This window comes from Amycolatopsis sp. NBC_01307, assembly GCF_035975215.1.
GTDB lineage: Bacteria > Actinomycetota > Actinomycetes > Mycobacteriales > Pseudonocardiaceae > Amycolatopsis.
In genome coordinates this window covers 3919899-3938701 of the sequence record NZ_CP108403.1, presented here as the reverse complement: position 1 = coordinate 3938701, position 18803 = coordinate 3919899, and the positions used below count along the sequence as shown (strand labels likewise).

Genomic DNA, 18803 nt, shown 5'->3' with positions numbered 1-18803 from the left:
TTGTCCCTCATCATCGCCCAACTTCAATCAGTGCTGGTCTGGCTTGCCGTCACCGGCGCGCTGATCTACTGGTTCCGATCGTGGCGTCGGTCCCGCACACCGAGCCTGCTGGCGATGGTGAAAGCCCTGGCAGCACTGGACCTGGCGCTGCTGCTTGGCTTTGACCTCGGCGTCGGCAGCTGGCTTCTCGGCCTCGCAACGCTGCCGAACTACCTGGTTCACGTGTTCGCGCTGTTCGCCGCGTACTGGCTTCAGCTGTTCGTGCTGTACCTCGCCCACCCGGCCACCGAGGTTCCGGCACGGGCACGTGTTCGCACGCGGCTGCTCGCCGTGGCGCAGCTAGCGCTGCTCGTCTTCTACATCCTCGGCCCCGCCCACGGAGACCAGACGGCGATCAACGGCGAGGCAGGCAACCCCGTAATCGCCGTGGTCTACCTCGCCGTGTTTGAGATCTACCTCGGCATCGCGATGTTCGACGTGTTCCACGTCGCACGCCACGCCCGGCAACTGCCCCGCGGCTACCTGCGGACCGGACTGCGCCTCCTGCGGTGGGGCGGCATCGCGGGCCTCGCGTTCGTGGCGGAGAAGGCGCTCTTCTCGGTCGCCTTGGCACTCGGTCTGCAGTCGGCGGCCGCGCACTCGATCAACGGCGTCATCGCTGGTCTGCTGACCACAGCTGGCATCCTGCTGCTCATGGCGGGTGTGACCGTGCCCGCCGTCGGACCACGCAACCGCATGCGGCGAGATCACCGGCAGATGGAACCGCTCTGGCGCGACCTCACGACGTATGCGCCCGAGGTCAAGTTCCAGGCTCGCCCGGCCCGACGCGCCGACATCACCGACCGCGTCCGGCAGCGTCTGACCGAGATGAACGACGTCCTGGTCGGCCCGCTGCAGCCCTACCTGGACCCTGCCGTGTACTCCGCCGCACTGGCATCTGCCGAGCAGGAGGCCGGCCAGACGGCGGTACCGGCCGCCGCCACCGCCCAGGCGGTGACCATTGCCACAGCCCTGGCCAGCACTGATCCGGTGAATCCGGACAGGCCGGTAACGTTCACGTCGGCGGAGACCGAGGACTACCGCGAGGAAGCCTCTTGGCTGGCCGCCGTCGCTGCGGCCTACGCCCAGCTCACCAGCAGCCTGAAGGAGCCACGCGCCCATGTCGTCAACCCTGCCCACTGAAGCGGCGCCCAGCGGAGCCCGGCAACGGCTGGCCCGCGTCGCCACCGAGGTGCTTGCCCCCTGGGTCTGGGTGCTCGGGTTGCCGTTGGTCGTGGCCTGGCAGGTCACTGGTCACCACTTCGGCGAAACGCTGCTCTGGGGTCTGGTCGTCGGCGTCACCGGCTCGCTGATCCCCATGGCGGTCATCGTCCGGGGCGCGAAGCGCGGCAAGTGGGACAGCCACCACGTGACGAACCGGGCCGGACGGCTCGTTCCCTTCGCCGCGTGCATCGGTTCTCTCGCGCTCGGCTTCGTCGTGCTGCTGGTCGGCGGCGCGCCTCGGGAGATGGTCGCGCTCGCGGCCGCCGAACTGGCGTGTCTGCTGCTCGCCTTGGCGATCACGTTCGGACTGAGGTTCAAGATCTCCATGCACGCGATCGTTGCGGCAGGCGCCACGGTCATGCTGATGTGGACCTACGGACCGTGGCTGGCCGTCCTGTTTCTCGCCGTCGCTTGGGTCTGCTGGTCTCGCGTCGAACTGCGCGACCACACAGCCGCCGAGGTCGCCACCGGGTCGCTGGCCGGCATCGTCGTAGGCGGCGGCGTGTACCTGGCGCTGGTGGCCGTCCTGGTCTGACCGTCGGGTGCCATCGCGGTTGAGGACTTCGCGGACGTCCGCGAAGATGGCAGCGTGACGCGTGTACTGGTTTTGGGTGGGTCCTGGTTCCTCGGCCGTTCGATCGTAGACGCTGCGCTCGAAGCAGGCGCAGAAGTGACGACCTTCCGGCGCGGCAAGTCGGGTGCGGATGCGGCAGGGGTCCGAACGATCCGAGGTGACCGGACCGCCCAGGCGGACCTCCAGCGACTTGCCGCCGAGGGGCCGTGGGACGCGGTGCTGGACACGTCGGGCTTCGTCCCACGGGAAACCGTCGCCGTCGCTCGCGCGCTCGAACCGGTTGCGGCGAAGTACGTCTTCGTGTCGACGGTATCCGTCTACGAAGGATGGCCGACCGAACCGCTGACCGATGACTCCGCCGTCCTCGACGCCCCGAGCAACGCGGGCCCAGACTTCGGATTCGACGGCGATCCTGGCCCCTCTGTGTACGGCTTCACGAAGGCAGGATGCGAACGAGCCGTTAACGAGGTGTTCGGCCTGGAGCGCGCAGTATCGCTACGGCCTGGCGTCATCCTCGGCCCCAGGGAATACGTTGGCCGTCTGCCGTGGTGGCTGCATCGGGTTGAGCGGAGCGGCGTTGTTCTCGCACCGGGCCGCCCGGAGCGTTCCATACAGCCCGTCGACGTGCGCGACGTCGCGTCGTTCGCCCTGCACGCGGTCAGCGCGAACCTGAGCGGCAGTTTCAACCTGACCGGCTCCGGCAACGAAACGATGGAGGACTTTCTCCGCGCCTGCCGCCAAGCAGTCGGCTCAGATGCAACCTTCGAGTGGGTCACGGACGAGAATTGGCTTGTGGCGCAAGGAGTCGCTCAGTGGACGGAACTTCCACTCTGGCGAACCTATGCAGGCGCATGGGATGTTGCGTCCTCCCGTGCCCGCGAAGCTGGCTTCATTACTCGCCCGCTTGCGGAGACGGTCGTGGATACGTGGCGGTGGCTACATTCCGGGGACGGCGCGGTCAACCACGAGCGAGCAGGGGAACAAGGGATCGATCCAAGGAAGGAGCTGGAAATCCTTTCAGCGTGGGAGAAGCACAAGAGGTAACCCTTTGCGTCAGCGCCCGTCTGTGATGGCCCTGACGGTCGTCCGCGCGAGGCTGTGAGTGGTGAAGTCTTCGATCTCGTCCCCCAGGGTGATTGCTTCGATCGCCCCGCGATATCGAGCCGTACCGAGCATGCGGCCGAGGTTCTGCATGCGCAAGGCGACAGCCTCCGTGCGCCGGGGAGGGTCGAGTTCGAGGACAGGACGCAGCGCTGATTCGGCCCCAGCGAGATCGCCGCGCAGAACCCGCGCGGTCCCGAGGTCGATCCTGGCTCCGGATTCACCGGCAGCCCACCGATTGGCTTCGGGCAGCTCGCCGAACAGTTCGAGAGCCCGTAGCGCCTCCACTTCGGCCTGGTCGCCGTCGCCCAGCGCGACGAATGCTGCACCCGCGCACAGTGCGTGCCGCGAACGATCGAAACCGAGTTCGCCCCCGATCTCGTCCAAGAACGGGTCGTCCCCGGCGCGGTCCAGCTCATCGGCTGCTTTCGTCAGCTCGGCCTGTACCTCTTGCCGCGCACCGAGGAGCGCAAGCGAACGAGCTTTCACCGAGTGCAGCCGAGCCCGGGCAGTCCCGGCAGGCGCCGTCTCCAGCGCCGCCTGCGCGATCGTCACGGCGTGCCGAGGCCGGCCGTCCCAGAACGCCACAGTGACCTGCAGAGCGCGCGCCCACGCGGACAGCGAGAGGTGATCGATCACGCTTCCGTAGGTGTGAGCGGCGCGGGCCTGCTCTTCCGCCTTGTCGGCGTAGCCGAGGTCCCACGACACTGAAGACAACAACCCGCAGACCTGGCCCGCTATCAAGTACAGCTCGGCCTGCTGACGAGGCTTGTGGGTGCGGTCGAGTTGTTCGTACACGCTGTTGCGTAGCGCAACCAGGCTGCTCAGCATCTCGATTGACGACGTCTTGTAGTAATCGACCGCAGACTGTGCAGCCATGGCGGCCAGCTGTTCCAGCGCCGAGGGGTCGATGGCCGACGACGATTCGATGGAGTGGTTAGCCGACTCGCGGGCGGCGTTCACGATGATCTCCTCTTCTGAAACCGCGGCAACGGCGACCTCGAACTTGGGAGGGCCGAGCAGCTGCTCCACGGGTTCCTCGAACCAGTGCTCCAGCACCCTGCACGACACGGCGCGCGGCAATGGCGCACCACCGGCCAGCCACCGTTTCGCCTGACGCTCGGAGACGTGGAAGGGCCCCTCTTCGCCAGCCGCCTCCGCCTGCCGGGGGAACTCCCGCAGGAAGTCGCCCAACGAGAGGCGGCGCGCCTGCGCCAGTTGCTCCAGTCTCGAACGCGGATCCCTGTTCGCCATGTCGCTCCCTCCTGCCCACCACGCTACCGATTCTTGAGCCAAATGGGGGGCTGAGCTGCGTAAATGTCCTCGACATGGCCTCCTATGGCCCCCTCATGGCCTCCGTATGCCGGTGACTGCCGCTCAAGATCGAACTACAGCACTTCGACGCAGGGAGGACAGAATGTCTAGCTCGGCGAGCATCACGGGCGGTCTCTTTCCTGCTTTGAGCAGCCCGGTGCCCGGTCTGGGTCCTGACGCCAGTCCGGGCACTGGGTGTCGACCAGTCGCGGCGAGCGCATCGCGCAGCCGGCATGGGGCGACTGGGGCGCGATCGCCAAGACGCGGGCGATCGCGCTAGTAAAGGAGCGCAGGTAATCCGACCCCGGGCCGCACTACCCGGGTGCCTGCGTAGCTGGTCCGCGTAGCCATCGCGACGCCACCCCCTTGGGTTACGCGGACCAGCTCCCGACCGAGAGGACTTTCCCGATGATCACCGTTTATCTGCCCAGCGTGATGCGAAAATCATGACTACCCGGACCGCGCTACTTGAGCGCGACACTTCCGCGCAGCGGTCGAGGGTTGGCAATTCTGCGCCACGCAAGCAAGAGCAATCGGCCCCGACTGTTTGGCGCGCAGTTCTACATCCAGACGTGCTACATCAGATCGACGACAGCGGCAAGCGCCTGCAGGCCAACGAAAAGCTATTTGGCATATCAAACTGCGGGATAGTTTGCACTCAAGACAACGCCACTAGCCCAGGCGTTCTCTGTGCGGAATGCTTTCCGCCTTGGCCGGTCGACCAAGACACTCAGGTAATCCCCGCCCTTCCGCCGTTACCCAAGAGGAAGCCCGGGCGGGTTCCGCCACCTCGATCTCAAGAAGCAAATAAGAACAGCGGCTGGTTCGGCGGCTGACCACCCGATCTCCACACCATCGCGACGCGACCATAGGTCGAAGTAAAGACGAAGGGCCATTTACATGCATCGAGTGATTGCAACCCCGTTCCAAGGCGAGTTCTTGCTCCTTCACCCCGGAAAATCCCAGGGTCTGAAAATTCCCGAGGAGAAGTTTGAGCAACTGAGGGCGCTTGGAAGTTCGGAGTTGTGCCCGGAGTGGCTCACCGGCGTGGCGCAGCGAACCTGGGGTCTTGACATCCGAGATCAAAAGGTCGGCGACGTGACACTGGTCAGGAGTCCATCCAGCTTCAACTATGGTCAGGCTAGCTACGAGCTGAACCTTGGATGCAACTACGACTGCAAACACTGCTACCTTGGAATGAAGGAATTTGAAGGTCTTCCGTGGACCGACCGGGTCGACGTGCTGCACGCGTTGCGCGATGCGGGCGTAGTCTGGCTACAGCTGACTGGCGGCGAGCCGATGATCGACCAGCTCTTCACTTCAACCTATTCGTATGCTTTCTCGCTCGGCATGATGATCGAAGTGCTGACTAACGGGTCCCGACTTCACAACCCGATCATGCTCGACCTACTCGCGAAGCGGCCACCGCAGAAACTTACCCTCAGCGTTTACGGCGCCACGGAAGAAACCTACGACGGCCTGACGCAAAGACGTGGATCTTATAAGGCATTTTCGCAAGGATTAGCGGCCGTGCACGAAGCCGGATTACCTCTCGAACTCAGCATTATCGTCACAAGCGATAATGCCCATGAAGTGGATGCAATGCATGCACTGGCAGAGAAGTACGGACTTCCGTCCACCGATTTTGCAAACATCTCGCCTACTATCTACGGGGGATCTGACGTTCTACGGAGCCAGTATCCCCAGCATCTGACCAAGCGTTCCGTGTTCACCGGATGCGACGCTGGGAACACCTTTTTCCACGTCGATCCGCACGGGAATGCGAGCACCTGCAAGGTCGCGCGCGATCCGAAGATCTCGCTGGTAAAGGAAGGCGTCGAAGGTTTACGTCGTCTCGGAGGTATCGCAGACGGCTTATTGCTTCGCCAGGGCGGATGCACGGGCTGCCAGCTTAGTGGCACGTGCGGTACATGCATGCCACTGGCCTCGTTGTTCCGCAAGGCGAAGGCTCCGCTGGCTAACTACTGCCAGCACACCGAGAAGAGGAAGGAAGTCGACCAATGACCGCAGTCGCGCTCACGCTCGAACCGCCGCCGAGGACCGATCCCGAGGAGGTCGACATTCAGATCATTCCCGATCTGGAAGGTTTCACCTCGAACACGATCGTCTGCGGCTGCAACGACGACAACCCGTACCGGTAAGCGGCGGCTGGCCCCGCACCGCCAGAGCAGGCCCGACACCTGCCCTACTGCGGCCCCGAGGCGGGGCCCACCACCGCTAAGTCCGCTTCGATCGGGCGGGCTGCACACCTGGAGCCTCGGGGCAGACCTCGGCCTGCCCCGAGGCTCCACCGAACGTAAGGTGCCTCCGTGGTCACGACACGAGTCACATGGGACTCACTCTCTGAAGACATTCGCCACGACGTTGAAGCGCGAACGGGGCCACTCGATCGCGTCGAGCCCGTGTCGAGCGGCTTCAACTCCGAACTCGCCGCAGTGCTTCACTCGGACAGTCAGACGACGTTCGTCAAGGGCCTGCGCGCTGAGCATCCGCGAGTCTGGACTCAGGACCGCGAGAAGGCGGTCAATCCCCATGTCCTACCGGTGACTGCGGCGCTGCGATGGTCGATCGACACGGACGAGTGGAACCTGCTCGCCTTCGAGCACGCGCCAGGCCGGCACATCGACTATTCGCCATCTTCACCCGATCTGGCGAAGTTCGTCAGGTCTCTGCGAACATTGCAGGAGCTACCGTGTCCTGACATCGAACTCAAGCTCGCCGAGAAGCGTTGGGCGAACTACGCGGACGATCCGGACCTGTTCAAGGGCGAGCACCTTCTCCACACCGAATGGAGCCCCAGCAACGTCCTTGTCGGCGACACGGCGTTGTTCGTGGACTGGGCATGGGCAACTCGGGGTGCAGCCTGGATCGACCCCGCATGCTGGGTTGTCTGGCTGATCGCTTCGGGCCACTCGCCTCGGGAAGCTGAGAACTGGGCCGCTGAGATTCCTTCGTGGAACGACGCGCCGACAGACGCCGTGGCCGCCTTCGCGGCCGCGCAAGCAGCGCTGTGGAGCGAGATCGCCGAGGTCGACCCGGAACCTTGGATCGTGGGGATGGCAGACGCCGCGCGCAAGTGGTCGGAATATCGATCGACGGAGAGTGAACTCGGTAACGTTCGGTAACGACAGGTTGCCCTGGCCAGTCCGGCTACCGGGGAATTCGACGTGACTACCCCTAGTAGCCGGACTGGTCAGGCACCCGCATCCACCCGGCGATCTCGTCTTGCTAAGAGTGCTTCTACCAGGCAAAACGCTCTTCTGACGTTTAGGTGCGTCAGTTTCAAATTGACTTTGCCGGACGTAGTGTCCCTCAATGCGACATTCACGGACTTCGGCGACGGTCGCGGTTAAGTAACTTGCGTGTCGACCAACAAGTATGTGTAGGGTGGGTGGCGTACCGACGCTCAGGAGGAGCCGTGAAGTCCGAGTCGCGCATCGCGGAGCTCTTCGAGTGCTACCGGCCGGAGTGGTCGGTGCAGACGATCTCCGACAGTGCCGGAATGCCCGCCCGCTATTTGCAGTCGTGGGTCACGCCGGAGGCGACCGGCCAGCCGATCGCACCCCCGCCGAAGACCGTCCTGCTGCGGTTGGCGGCGGCGCTGGGTGCGGACGTCACGGCGGTCCAGCAGGCGTTCACGGTCGCCTGGAGCACCCTCAACGGTGGTTGCTGGAACCATTTCGCCCCGGGCGACCGGGTGCTGGTGTTCAGCGAGCCCGACCCGGCGACCGGCAGCCGGCGAGTGCGGCGTGGAACGGTGCTCGACCCGCTTTCACCCGACCTCATCAGGATAGATTTCGGGGGAGAGGGACACGGGGAGTTCTCGCCGGCCGATCCCGTGCGGGTCTGCCACGTAGCCGGTACCTGCCAGTGCGTGGTGACGATCTCGTCGAGAAAGCCCTTTCCCGCGACGAGCGATGGTCAGGGCCAAGCCCGCTGGGCGTGACGCCAGCGCTGCGGGGTGATGCCGTAGCGGTCGCGGAAGCGGCGGACGAGGTAGGTGGCGTCACGCAGGCCGGTCCGGGTGGCGATGGCGTCGAGCGGCAGGTCCGTCTCGCGCAGCATGCGCCGGACCTCGGTCATGCGCCGTTCGGTGATCCATTCGAGCAGGGGGCGGCCGGTGCGTTTGCGGAGCACGGTCGTGAGGTGTCCTGGGGTGTAGCCGAGTGCGCGGGCGACGTCCGCGGCGGAGACCGGTTCCCGGAACGTCGCCTCGATCTCGGCGAAGACCCGCTCGGTGAGCGGATCCGGCGCGCTCGGAGCGGACGGTGCCAGCCGCGCGGCCGCGACCAGGAGCCGGGTCAGCAGCGCGGCGACGGCCTCGTGGGCGCCGAGCCGGTCCGGGTCGGCCAGCTCCCCGGCCAGGTCCGCCAGCCACGCCGACCAGCTCACCCGGTCGGGCCCGGCGACCCGGCCGGGCGCCGCGCCGGGGGCGAACAGGGCGAGCAGCGGGTGATGGGTCCAGGCCAGCGGGGAGACCGAGGCCAGCGCGGGGACGGCGTCCGGCGTGAACGCGACCGACCACGCGCGGCTGCGGGCGAGTTCGGTGACGGCGGCGACGCCGATGACCTGCCCGGGAGGCACGGCGTGGACCTCGCCGGCCCGCAGTGGCCGTTCGGTGCCGTCGACGGCGAACGAGCCGGTGCCTTCCTCGACGTAGACCAGGACGAGGAAGTCGTGGGCGTGCCGGTGGTCCGGCGGCAGGTGGGCGTGGGCGTCTTCGGTGTCGAAGCGGACTACCGAGACCGGCGGCACGCCGGGCCGCTGCCGGTGGCGGTAGACCGGCGTTCCGTCGGGTCGCACCGTGCGCAGCACCGCGGAGTGCCGTGACTCGTCAGTGCCCAAAGAATGTCCCACGCCGGCCAACGTACCTCCCGCCGCGGAACCACAGGATGTCCAAGACTGGAGGCAGACGACACCGACCGCGCAGGGAGCACTCCATGGCCACGACGGACGTACGGTTCTTCGATCAGCGCACCCCGCAGGAGCGGGACCGCTCGTTCCTGCCGGGCATGAGGAAGACCTGGCTTCTCCCGTTCTACGACGTCTTCACGCGGTTCGCCGGCGTCGGAGCGTTGCACGAGCGGCTGGCCGATCTTGCCGGCATCGAGTCCGGGCAGGCGGTGGTCGACGTCGGCTGCGGCACGGCCAACCTGTCGCTGGCGGTGCTCGCGTCCCAGCCGGCTGCCCGGGTGAGCGGTCTTGATCCCGACGGAGACGCCCTGCGCCGGGGCATGCGCAAGGCCCGCCGCCGGGGCGTATCCCTGACGCTCGTTCAGGGATACGCCGACCGGATCCCCGCCGAAGACGTGTCGCTCGACCACGTGATCTCGTCGCTGGCCCTGCACCACCTCGACGACGACGGGCGGGTGGCGTTCGCACGCGACGCGTTTCGCGCACTCCGACCGGGCGGGCGAGTCACGATCGCCGACTTCGGCGGCGCCTCCACACACGACCATGGCCACGGCCGGGCCCTTCGGCACCTGCCCCGTGTTCTACGTCATCGGGGAGCGCGGAACCCGGCCGTGGCCCGTGGCAATGGCGTCGTCACGCTGCTGGAAACCGCCGGGTTCGGTGACGCCAGGGAGATTGCGCACGCCGACCACCGGCTCGGCCGGATCACTTTCGTGCAGGCAACCCGTCCCTCGAGCTGAACGGTGCAAGCGGGCCGTCCCTCCGGCGGCCTGCCGGCTCGCGATACTGCTCAGGACACGAGCTGGCGCAGGGGTCCGTTGTCATCGGCGAAGTTGCGGGTGCTCATGGCCTGGACTCCGGCGTCGTGTTCTCCGTTGAACGGGGTGACCGTGCCGGGGCAGCCCGCCTTGACGGCGTCGGCGGGCGAGTTGAACCAGAAGCCGACGTGGAAGGTGTGAATCGGCGCGAAGGCCGGATTGCTCGCCGCGTCCTGGGGGTGGACCACCGGCGCCGGTGCGGTGTTCGGTGCCACCGCGAAGGTCTCGACGTTGAACCGGCCGATCACGGAGACCGACGCGGTGCCGTCGTCGCCGGATTCCAGGTCGCTCTGGTACCACGACACGCCGAACGGCGCGTTCGGTACCTGGGTGATGAACAGGTCGAAATCGGTGTCGGGCGGCAGTCCGGTCGCGCGCAGGGTCATGGTTTCGTTCTGTCCGTGCGTCACCACCCGTACTTTCGCGGTGGCCGCCGCGAGGCAGTTGGCGTTGGCGGCCACGCCCGACCGGACCATGGCGAAACTGATGCTGCTGTCCGCGGCGTCGGCCTGGGTGGTGACCAGGACTCCGGCGCCGAGCACGGTCACCGCGCCGACGGCCGCGGCTGCGATGGGAAGTCTGCGAAATTTCACGGTGATCCTCCGGATCGTGGATTGCTGCCAGGTGAATGTCGTGATGCGGCAAGGGCTCTGAGCGAGGGGCGTGCACTTTGGCTTTCCCCCTGCGGATGTGCCGCTCACCCCTTGACGGTGCCACTCGCCGTCGACAATCCGTCGACAGTGCCGGTACCCGGCATTGCCAGGCCGCGACCGTTGCCGTGGTCCGGAAATGACTGACCGCCTCCGGGCCGGAAAGCACCGATCGGTCGAGAGTCAGGCCGGCGGCGAGCCGGTAACGTCGGTGACCGGTTCGCCGTCGAGGGAGGGGCTTGTCCCGTGCCGTACACCCATTTCCGGTACATCGCCTACGAAGTGCCGACGGCGACCAACCGCACCGACATCGCCGGGCCGACGCTCGCCGGACTGCCACCCGGCGGTCTGTGCGACGCGATCCCCGACATCCCGGTGGCGGGCCCGCGCGGGACGACGGCCGACTGGTTCGTCCGGCTCCGCCGGCTGGCCGCGGTGGTGCACATCGCGCAGATGAACGTCCGCGACACCGACGATCCGTCGACGCTGAAGGTGTTCGTGGCGCCGGAGTTCTACTTCCGGCCGGCCGACCCGGCCACCCACCACACCTACTCCACGGAGGAGTACCTGGCCACGTGGGACGCCCTGGACCGGATGTTCCACGCCGTGCGCCTCAAGAACTGGCTGATCGTGCCGGGCTCGGTGCTGTGGCACTCCGACACGATGGTCCAGGGCCGGCGCACCTTCTACAACTCCGTGTGGCACATGCGTGGCGGCGTCGGGACCGGCGAGGCGCGGCGCATCGAGAAGCGGTTGCCGTCGGGGCTCGACGGCATCCCGATGGCTTTCGCGGTGGGGAAGACCGCCGAGCTGCAGGCGGCCTACGCAGAGAAGGAGCTGGTCCGGGAGCGGTTGTTCGAGGTCGACGCGAACACCACCGTGGGCGTCGAGATCTGCCTCGACCACGCGGCCTCGGTCCAGGTGCTCAAGAAGACGCTGGCCGAGCGCCAGGGCGACCCCACCGACAGCTGGAAGCGCGGCGGCCCGTCGCTGCACGTGCTCACCGCGGGCGGCATGCCGATCGTGCCGGGCTCGGTCGTCGCCCGCCCCGGCGGTTATCTCCTGCGCAACGACGGTTACGCCGACCCGCCGCTGTCGGAGCTGCGCAAGGTGACCGGCTACCGGCTCACGAGCGGCGCGCCGGCCCAGGCCTGGACGGACAAGTCGATCGCCACCCTGGAGCCCGATCCCGCCGACGCTTTCGAACTCCCGCTGCGGGGTGACACGCTGCTGGTCCCCGGCCTGCCGGGGCCGGGGACGTACGACATGCCGGCCCAGCGGCTGCGGATCTACCCCGCGAAGCCGTTGCCCTGAGCCCGGACGGGGCGGGTCAGCCGAGCAGCCGGATGTCCGACCGTCCGTAGTGGAACTCGCGGACGGCGATGACGAGTTCGTCCACGGTGAGGCGGCCGTCGCCGTCGAGGTCGATGCGGTCGAACGTGGCGTCGGAGCCGGCGTCGCTCAACCCGACCGCCGGGCCGAGCCAGCGGCGCAGTTCCACCTTGCTCACGTACCCGTCGCGGTCGGTGTCGCACAGGTCGGCGATGGCGGCGATGGTCGGGCGGAGCAGGTCTTCGAACCCGCTGTCGCCGCGTTCGTACATCAGTTCGCGGTTGGCGGAGAGGTACTGTTCCTGGTTCATGGCGCCGTTCGGGCCGACGCCCGCGGCTTCGGCCTGCCGTTGGTACATCGCGAGCAGGGCGTCGCGGACGGCCCGGCCGCGGTCGCTGGTCGTGGTCTCGCCGAAGGCCTCGACGATGCGGCGGGCCTCCGCGTCGTAGTCGGTGCGATCGATGACGCCGTCTCCGTTGGCGTCCCACTTCTCGAATCGCTGGACTTCGTGCTCGGTCCTCAGGGCGGTGGTCATGGTTCGGAACTCTAGGACCGGTGGCCGGTATCGGGCAGTCGCACGAAAGGTGGACCGGATCGCCGACGGTGTTTCCCTGGCGTGTCGGCACTTCACGGACGGTGAGCCGGCCCGGAAAGCCTGACGGCTCAACGGGGATTTCCCACGGCGCCCACCGCGCGGTCGTACAGCTCGGCGAGGTCGGCGGCGCCGTCGGACTTCGCCCAGATCTGGCCGGCGACGTCCAGGCAGGCGATGGCGCTGGCGACGATCGCGTCGGCCGCCGGGTCGGTCGCGTCGTCGGCGGCGACGCCCAGCCGTAGCCGGATGTTCGGGACGAGTTGCTCCTGCCACTGAAGGTGCTTCTCGATGCTTCGCGCCCTCAGCGACGGGGTGTCGTACATCATCTTGGCGATCTTGAGCCCCACTTCGGACTGCAGCCCTTCGCCGTCGACGCGCCAGAGCGCTTCCCGCAGCGCCTCCCAGGGCGGCACCGACACGGGGATGCTCTCCAGGATGTCGCGCACGAGCGCGCCCTGGTTCGCCAGATCGCCGAGGACGATGTCCTCCTTCGTCCCGAAGTAGCGGAAGAACGAGCGCCGTGAGATGCCCGCGGTCGCCGCGATCTGATCGATCGTCGTCCCGTCGAACCCCTGCTCGAGGAACAGCGTCATGGCGACGCGCGTGATCTCCGCGTACGCCGCCTGGCGCGATCGGGTCCAGAGGTCGTCCTGCTTGGCCATGGACGCGATCATACACCGAGCGCCAGATTGACACTGAGTGCCAGGCGGGCATACGGTGACTCAGTCAGTCGGCCGATCAACCCCTGGGAGAACCCGATGCCGCGACCGGACTACCGCAGCCAGACCGTCATCGTCACGGGAGCCAGTTCCGGCATCGGCGCCGCGTTCGCACACGCCCTGGCCGCCCGGGGCGCGAACCTGATCCTGGTGGCGCGCCGGCTCGACCGCCTTCAGGAGCTGGCCGCCGAGCTGGAGCGGAAGCACCAGGTCACCGCGACGGCGATCGCGCTCGACCTCGCCTCGCCCACGGTCGGCCCGGACCTGAAAGCGGCGGTGGCCGACGCCGGGCTCACGGCGACCAGTCTGATCAACAACGCCGGGTTCGGCACGTTCGGCGAGTTCGCCGGCGAAGACCCGGCCCGCCTGACCCGGGAGATCGCGGTCGACGTCTCCGCCCCGGTGCAGCTGAGCTCCGCGTTCCTGCCGGACATCGTTGCGGCGCAAGGCTTCCTGATCAACGTCGCCAGCATGGCCGCCTACACGCCGACGCCGCGGATGGCCGTCTACGGCGCGACGAAGGCGTTCGTCCTCAGCTTCACCGAGTCGCTCTGGGCCGAGCTGCGCGGCAGCGGAGTCATCGCGTTCGCTCTGTCCCCAGGAGCGACGAGCACCGAGTTCAACGCCGTCGTCGGCACCGACGACGCCACCGCGGGAGCCAAGGCGCGCACCCCCGAGAACGTCGTCGCCACCGCGTTGTCCCACCTGGAGAGCCGCAACCCGGGCCCAAGCACCATCGACGGCCGATCAAACCGCATGGGCGCGACCTTCAGCCGCCTGATGCCCCGCCGGGCCAGCGTCACCATGATGCACCGCCTGACGGATCCGTCCCGCCGAGCGAGCACGAAGAAGCACGCAACGGCTTGACGGACCGGCTCCAGCAGCCGGGTGGGTCGTATAACGGCCTATTCAGGGGGTGACCGGCTGCTCGTAGAGGCGGCGGAACGTCCGCGACGTCGTCCACTGCGCCACCCCGGCCACGGCTCCGGCGACGATCGTCAGGTTGACCAGGTAGTGCACTCCGGCGAAGAAGACGGTGAACGCCGGGCCGCGCTGCTGCCGGACGAACCCGTACATCCCGCGGTCACCGGCGATCGAGGCGGCGATGAGCAGGCCGGGCGCGAGCAGTCCCCACGGGCCGGCGAACGCCGCCGCGAACGCCGGGATCGACGCCGCGGCGGCCAGGCTCGCCCACGCCCGCTCCCGCGTTTCGAAGCCGGTGGCGAAGTGCCGGGACCGGGCGTACAGCGGGATGCGCAGGCGGGCCCGGTGGAAGAGCTTGCGCAGCAGCACCTTCAGGCGCCGGTCGTGCGCGTGCTTCCCACGCACCTCGGGGGTGAGCCGCAGCCGGTAGTGCCGCGACAACCGGTGCCCGAAGTCGACCTCCTCGGTCTGCTTGAGCCGCGGGTTGAACTGGCCGATCTCGTCGTGGACCCTCGCCGGGATCGCGCACAGCGACGGGAACAGGAACGACACGGTGCCCTGGGAGCTGAGTGACCAGTAGTGGTACTGCAGCCCGCGGTACTGCGCGATCATGGTGGGTTCGGCGAGCGGCTCGGGATCCTGGATACCGCACACCGCACCCGTGTCCGGCTCGGCTTCGAGGATGCGGACGGCGGTGGCGACCGCGTCCGGGGCGAGGGCCACGTCGGAGTCGACGTAGAAGATGACGTCGCCGCGAGCGCGGGCCCGGCCGGCGTTGCGTGCGACACCGCAGCCGCCGTTGACGCCGGTGGCGACGACGTGCGCGCCGTGCGCGCGGGCCACCGCGACCGAGTCGTCGGTGCTGCCGTCGTCCGAGACGATCACCTCGAGGTCCGGGTGGGTCTGGGCCGACAGCGCCGAGAGGCACTGAGGCAGCGTGCGGGCGCCGTTGTGGTTCGGCACGACGATCGAGACCAGCTGCCCCATGGCAGACCTCCAGCTGCTCGGTGAAGAGTGGCTTCACCAGTGCAGCCGAGGCGCCTGCCACAACCCTCTCACCGCGATCCCGCGCCGCCACCCGGGCCGTGAGAGGTCCGCGGAAGCGGCCGAGGAGAGCCCCCGCCCAGTGTCGGAACTCCTGACGCAATCCGACTGGGAGGGATCGATGCCGCACCTGATCACCCTGGAGCAGGCCGAACGGCTCGACGTCGGCGAGGTCCACGAGCTCTATCGCAAGTACGTCAACAAGTCGCAGGTCAAGCTGATGACGTCGTTCGGTTTCGGCCGCGAGCTGGTCGACCGCGCCGAGGGCGCCCACCTGCACACCCGGGACGGGCGCACCGTCCTCGACTTCACCGGCGGGGTGGGCGTGCTCAACCACGGGCACAACCACCCCCGGATCGTGGCCGCGCGGAAGCGCTTCCAAGACCAGTCCCGGATGGAGGTGCACAAGACCTACTTCTCGCCGTACCTGGCGGCGCTCGGCCACAACATCGCCCAGGTCCTGCCGGCCGACCTGAGCATGTCGTTCTTCCCCAACTCCGGCGCCGAGGCGGTGGAAGGCGCGGTGAAGCTCGCCTACAAGTACCACCGCGGCAAGCGGGGCCGCGTGCTGCGCGCGGACATCGCCTTCCACGGCAAGCTGCTCGGCTCGGGCGGGCTCACCGGCGGCGCGCCGGACCAGTTCGCCTTCCCGACCATCCCCGGCATCGGCACGTTCCGCTACGGCGACCTCGACTCCGTGCGCGACGCGATCGCCGCGGCCCGGCGGCCCGGTGGTGGCTGCGACGTCTACGCGCTCCTCATCGAGCCGTTCAGCGCGTCGACGATGAACCACTGTTCCGCGGAGTTCCTGCACGGGCTCCGGGAGCTGTGCACGGCCGAGGACATCATCCTGATCTTCGACGAGATCTACACCGGCTGGGGCAAGACCGGCTCGATGTTCTACTTCATGCGCCACCCCGGGCTCGTGCCGGACGTCGTGACGACGTCGAAATCGTTCGGTGGCGGCAAGTCCTCGATCTCGGCGTTCGTGGCGCGCGAACCGGTGTTCCGCAAGGCCTACGACAGCATGCGGGACGCCCTGCTGCAGAGCACGAGCACGACCTACTACGGCTTCGGCGAAGAGGCCGTGACCGCGCTGGAAGCCGTCGAGATCGCGGTGACCGACGACTTCCCGGCCCGCGCGCGCCACCTCGGGGACCTGCTCGGTCCCGGGCTCGAGCGGATCCGGAAGGCGCACCCGGACGAGGTCGCCGACGTCCGCGGCGCCGGCGCGCTGCACGGCGTGTTCCTCTCCGGCGGGCCGAAGCTGCTCGACCTGATCGGCAAGCTGGCGCCCGTTTCCCTGGCGAAGGACCCGTTGCTGCGGACCAAGCTCATCACGTGCGCGGTGATCGACGCGCTCTACCGCGACCACGACATCTACACCTACTACACGCTCAACGGCCGGAGCCCGCTCGTGGTGAGCCCGCCGCTCGTGACCGCCGACGCCGACGTCGAGCGCTTCCTCGACGCCCTCGACGCCGTGCTGGACCAAGGCATGTCCCGTTTGCTGACCCGTTTCGTCCAGGAGAAGGTGAGCCGGCTGTGGTGACTTCCAACCTGCCCGCGACCGTCGTCGTCACCGGCGCCGCCGGAGTGCTGGGCTCGCGCCTGGTCCAGCGGCTGCTCGACGAGGGCTGCCGCGTGCACAGCGTCGACCTGCGTGACATCCCGGCCGCGCCCGGGCTGCGCCACCACATCGGCGACGTCCGGGATCCCCGGGTGATCGCCGACGCGATGACCGGCGCCGACGCCGTGGTGCACTGCGCCGCGGCGCTGCCGAGCTACCCGGCCGACGAGATCCGCTCGATCATCGTCGGCGGCGCGCGGAACGTGCTGGGGACGGCGGTTTCCGCGGGCGTCACGCGGGCCGTGCACATCTCGTCGACGTCGGTCTACGGCCTGCCCAAGACGGTGCCGACGCCCGAAAGCCACCCGTGCGAGCCGGTCGACACCTACGGCGCGGCGAAGGCCGAGGCCGAGGAGCTCGCCGGGCGGCTGCGCGCCGACGGGCTGTGCCTGACCGTCCTGCGACCCAAGACGTTCGTGGGCACGGGCCGGATGGGCCTGTTCGCGATGCTGTTCGAATGGGCGGCGGAAGGGCGGCACTTCCCGGTGCTCGGCCGCGGCGACGTCCGCATCCAGATGCTGGGCCTGGACGACCTCGTCACGGCCGTGGTCACCGCGCTGGTGGCGCCGCGCGAGATCGCCGACGACACCTACAACATCGCGGCGGACCGCTTCGGCACGATCCGGCAGGACTTCCAGGCCGTGCTCGACGCGGCCGGGCACGGCAAGCACGTCGTGCCGATCCCGGCGCGGCCCGCGGTCGCGGTGCTCGGGCTGCTCGAACGCTGGAAGCTGTCGCCGGTCTACGGCCGGCTGCTGCACAAGTTGCTCGACGATTCGTTCGTCAGCACCGAGAAGGCCGCGCGCCGCCTCGGGTTCGTGCCGCGGCTGTCGAACTCCGAGGCTCTGCTCGAAGCTTTCACGTGGTGGCGGTCCAACCGCGTCCAGACGCCGGTGGCGCAGGGCGTGACCAGCCGTGAGCCCTGGCGGCAGGGCGCGTTGAAACTCGCCAAGGTCTTCTTCTGACGGGGGAGGGGCCGGATGTACTCCCTGCAATCGCGCGCGGTGGCGGTTCGTTCGCGAACCGCCCTGCGGGATCTCTTCACGCTGGTCCGGCCGGGGCAGTGGCCCAAGAGCCTGCTCGTCGTCCCGCTGGTCCTGCTGCACCCGGCGGCGTGGACGTGGCCCCGGCCGGCGGCGCTGGCCGGGGCGGTGGGGCTGTTCGTCCTCGCCTCCGCGGTCGTCTACGTCGGCAACGACGTCGCCGACGCCGGGTACGACCGGGCCCACCCGGCGAAACGGCACCGGCCGATCGCGGCCGGGCGGGTACCGGTGCGGGCCGCGGTGGCCCTCGGGGCCACACTGTTCGTGGTCCTCGTGGTCGCCACCGCGGTCACGCTGCCGGTGCTGTTCGCGCCGCTCGGCGCGTACGTCGCGCTGAACGCCGCCTACAGCCGATGGCTCAAGCACGTGCCGGTGGCCGAGGTGTTCGCGGTCGCCGCCGGGTTCGCGCTGCGCGTGCTGGCCGGGTACCTGGCCACGGGCGTACGGCCGTCGGGCTGGTTGCTGCTGTGCGTGTTCCTGCTCTGCTTCCTGCCCGTGCTGGGCAAGCGGCGGCGCGAGCTGGACCTGCCCGAAGCGCTGCGCCGCCCGGTGCTGCGCGGTTATTCGGCCGCCTTCCTCGACCAGCTGCTCGTGCTCGCCGCCGGGCTCACCGTCGTGGTGTTCCTGTTCTTCGCCCACGAACGCTGGGGTGCGCGGGCCGACCTGGTGCTGGCCGCGGTCCTGCTGCCGGTGCTGTTCGGGCTGTGCCGCTACCTGCACGTGGTGCTCGTGCAGGGCGGCGGCGCGGATCCGGCCCGCGGGCTGCTGCGCGACCGGGTGCTGCTCGGCAGCGGCGTGCTGAGCGTGGTGGCGCTGGCCGCCGCCGGTCTCCTGTCCCCGTAACGACTCACGCGAGGTGCC

General features: G+C 68.4%; 19 protein-coding genes. 13 read left to right on the top strand and 6 right to left on the bottom strand.

Annotation, left to right across the window (positions count from 1 at the left end; all coding sequences use genetic code 11):
• From OG439_RS16475 to OG439_RS16465, 3 genes are read left to right on the top strand one after another with little or no spacing between them, the layout of a single operon-like run.
• Positions 1 to 1182 (top strand): MAB_1171c family putative transporter, encoded by a 1182-nt coding sequence (locus OG439_RS16475; RefSeq protein ID WP_326950234.1) that lies wholly within the window; start codon positions 1 to 3, stop codon positions 1180 to 1182.
• Positions 1160 to 1798, top strand: a complete 639-nt coding sequence (locus OG439_RS16470; protein WP_326950233.1) for a hypothetical protein — start codon at positions 1160 to 1162, stop codon at positions 1796 to 1798. Before OG439_RS16475 ends, OG439_RS16470 begins: the two co-directional genes overlap by 23 nt.
• Before the next feature lie 54 nt (positions 1799 to 1852).
• Positions 1853 to 2881 (top strand): NAD-dependent epimerase/dehydratase family protein, encoded by a 1029-nt coding sequence (locus OG439_RS16465; RefSeq protein WP_326950232.1) that lies wholly within the window; start codon positions 1853 to 1855, stop codon positions 2879 to 2881.
• 9 nt (positions 2882 to 2890) lie between these two features.
• Here the strand turns inward: OG439_RS16465 and OG439_RS16460 are convergent, their stop codons facing one another.
• Positions 2891 to 4192, bottom strand: a complete 1302-nt coding sequence (locus OG439_RS16460; RefSeq protein WP_326950231.1) for a hypothetical protein — start codon at positions 4190 to 4192, stop codon at positions 2891 to 2893.
• Positions 4193 to 5152: 960 nt separating this feature from the next.
• Between OG439_RS16460 and OG439_RS16455 the strand changes: the two genes are divergently transcribed.
• The 4 genes from OG439_RS16455 (at position 5153) to OG439_RS16440 (ending at position 8219) form a co-directional block, all read left to right on the top strand.
• Positions 5153 to 6277, top strand: coding sequence for a radical SAM protein (locus OG439_RS16455; RefSeq protein WP_326950230.1), 1125 nt, complete (start codon positions 5153 to 5155; stop codon positions 6275 to 6277).
• Positions 6274 to 6414: a hypothetical protein gene (locus OG439_RS16450; protein ID WP_326950229.1), complete on the top strand. Its 141-nt coding sequence runs from the start codon at positions 6274 to 6276 to the stop codon at positions 6412 to 6414. The genes OG439_RS16455 and OG439_RS16450 overlap by 4 nt, the downstream gene beginning before the upstream one ends.
• A gap of 168 nt (positions 6415 to 6582) precedes the next feature.
• Positions 6583 to 7398 carry a hypothetical protein gene (locus tag OG439_RS16445; RefSeq protein ID WP_326950228.1) on the top strand — a complete coding sequence of 272 codons (816 nt, stop codon included), beginning with the start codon at positions 6583 to 6585 and terminating at the stop codon, positions 7396 to 7398.
• Between the two features lie 293 nt (positions 7399 to 7691).
• Entirely contained in the window at positions 7692 to 8219 is a 528-nt protein-coding gene (locus OG439_RS16440) for a hypothetical protein (RefSeq protein WP_326950227.1), read from the top strand.
• Here the strand turns inward: OG439_RS16440 and OG439_RS16435 are convergent.
• Positions 8195 to 9118, bottom strand: coding sequence for an AraC family transcriptional regulator (locus tag OG439_RS16435; protein WP_326950226.1), 924 nt, complete (start codon positions 9116 to 9118; stop codon positions 8195 to 8197). The two genes, OG439_RS16440 and OG439_RS16435, sit on opposite strands and share 25 nt — an antisense overlap.
• A 95-nt stretch (positions 9119 to 9213) precedes the next feature.
• Between OG439_RS16435 and OG439_RS16430 the strand changes: the two genes are divergently transcribed.
• A complete protein-coding gene (locus OG439_RS16430; protein ID WP_326950225.1) occupies positions 9214 to 9927 on the top strand; it encodes a class I SAM-dependent methyltransferase in 714 nt (237 codons plus the stop codon).
• Between the two features lie 50 nt (positions 9928 to 9977).
• Here OG439_RS16430 and OG439_RS16425 read toward each other — a convergent pair whose 3' ends face one another.
• Positions 9978 to 10706, bottom strand: a complete 729-nt coding sequence (locus OG439_RS16425; protein WP_326950224.1) for a hypothetical protein — start codon at positions 10704 to 10706, stop codon at positions 9978 to 9980.
• 195 nt (positions 10707 to 10901) lie between these two features.
• Between OG439_RS16425 and OG439_RS16420 the strand changes: the two genes are divergently transcribed.
• Positions 10902 to 11969 carry a hypothetical protein gene (locus tag OG439_RS16420; RefSeq protein ID WP_326950223.1) on the top strand — a complete coding sequence of 356 codons (1068 nt, stop codon included), beginning with the start codon at positions 10902 to 10904 and terminating at the stop codon, positions 11967 to 11969.
• A gap of 16 nt (positions 11970 to 11985) precedes the next feature.
• On the opposite strand, the gene OG439_RS16415 is transcribed toward OG439_RS16420, so the two are convergent.
• Entirely contained in the window at positions 11986 to 12522 is a 537-nt protein-coding gene (locus tag OG439_RS16415) for an EF-hand domain-containing protein (RefSeq protein ID WP_326950222.1), read from the bottom strand.
• A 128-nt stretch (positions 12523 to 12650) separates the two neighbouring features.
• Positions 12651 to 13244 carry a TetR family transcriptional regulator gene (locus OG439_RS16410; protein ID WP_326950221.1) on the bottom strand — a complete coding sequence of 198 codons (594 nt, stop codon included), beginning with the start codon at positions 13242 to 13244 and terminating at the stop codon, positions 12651 to 12653.
• A 96-nt stretch (positions 13245 to 13340) separates the two neighbouring features.
• Here OG439_RS16410 and OG439_RS16405 point away from each other — a divergent pair, with 96 nt between their 5' ends.
• The gene (locus OG439_RS16405; RefSeq protein ID WP_326950220.1) at positions 13341 to 14168 is read left to right on the top strand and encodes an SDR family NAD(P)-dependent oxidoreductase; all 828 of its coding nucleotides are present in this window, start codon (positions 13341 to 13343) and stop codon (positions 14166 to 14168) included.
• Between the two features lie 42 nt (positions 14169 to 14210).
• Here OG439_RS16405 and OG439_RS16400 read toward each other — a convergent pair whose 3' ends face one another.
• The gene (locus OG439_RS16400; RefSeq protein WP_326950219.1) at positions 14211 to 15212 is read right to left on the bottom strand and encodes a glycosyltransferase family 2 protein; all 1002 of its coding nucleotides are present in this window, start codon (positions 15210 to 15212) and stop codon (positions 14211 to 14213) included.
• 178 nt (positions 15213 to 15390) lie between these two features.
• On the opposite strand from OG439_RS16400, the gene OG439_RS16395 reads away from it, so the two are divergent.
• The 3 genes from OG439_RS16395 to OG439_RS16385 are packed head-to-tail and all read left to right on the top strand — an operon-like array spanning position 15391 to position 18785.
• Positions 15391 to 16821: an aspartate aminotransferase family protein gene (locus tag OG439_RS16395; protein WP_326950218.1), complete on the top strand. Its 1431-nt coding sequence runs from the start codon at positions 15391 to 15393 to the stop codon at positions 16819 to 16821.
• On the top strand, positions 16815 to 17864 hold the full coding sequence (locus OG439_RS16390) for an NAD-dependent epimerase/dehydratase family protein (RefSeq protein WP_247052405.1): 1050 nt from the start codon (positions 16815 to 16817) through the stop codon (positions 17862 to 17864). Before OG439_RS16395 ends, OG439_RS16390 begins: the two co-directional genes overlap by 7 nt.
• A gap of 15 nt (positions 17865 to 17879) precedes the next feature.
• Complete coding sequence (locus OG439_RS16385; RefSeq protein WP_326950217.1) at positions 17880 to 18785, top strand: UbiA prenyltransferase family protein; 906 nt, start codon at positions 17880 to 17882, stop codon at positions 18783 to 18785.
• The last annotated feature ends 18 nt before the right edge of the window (positions 18786 to 18803 follow it).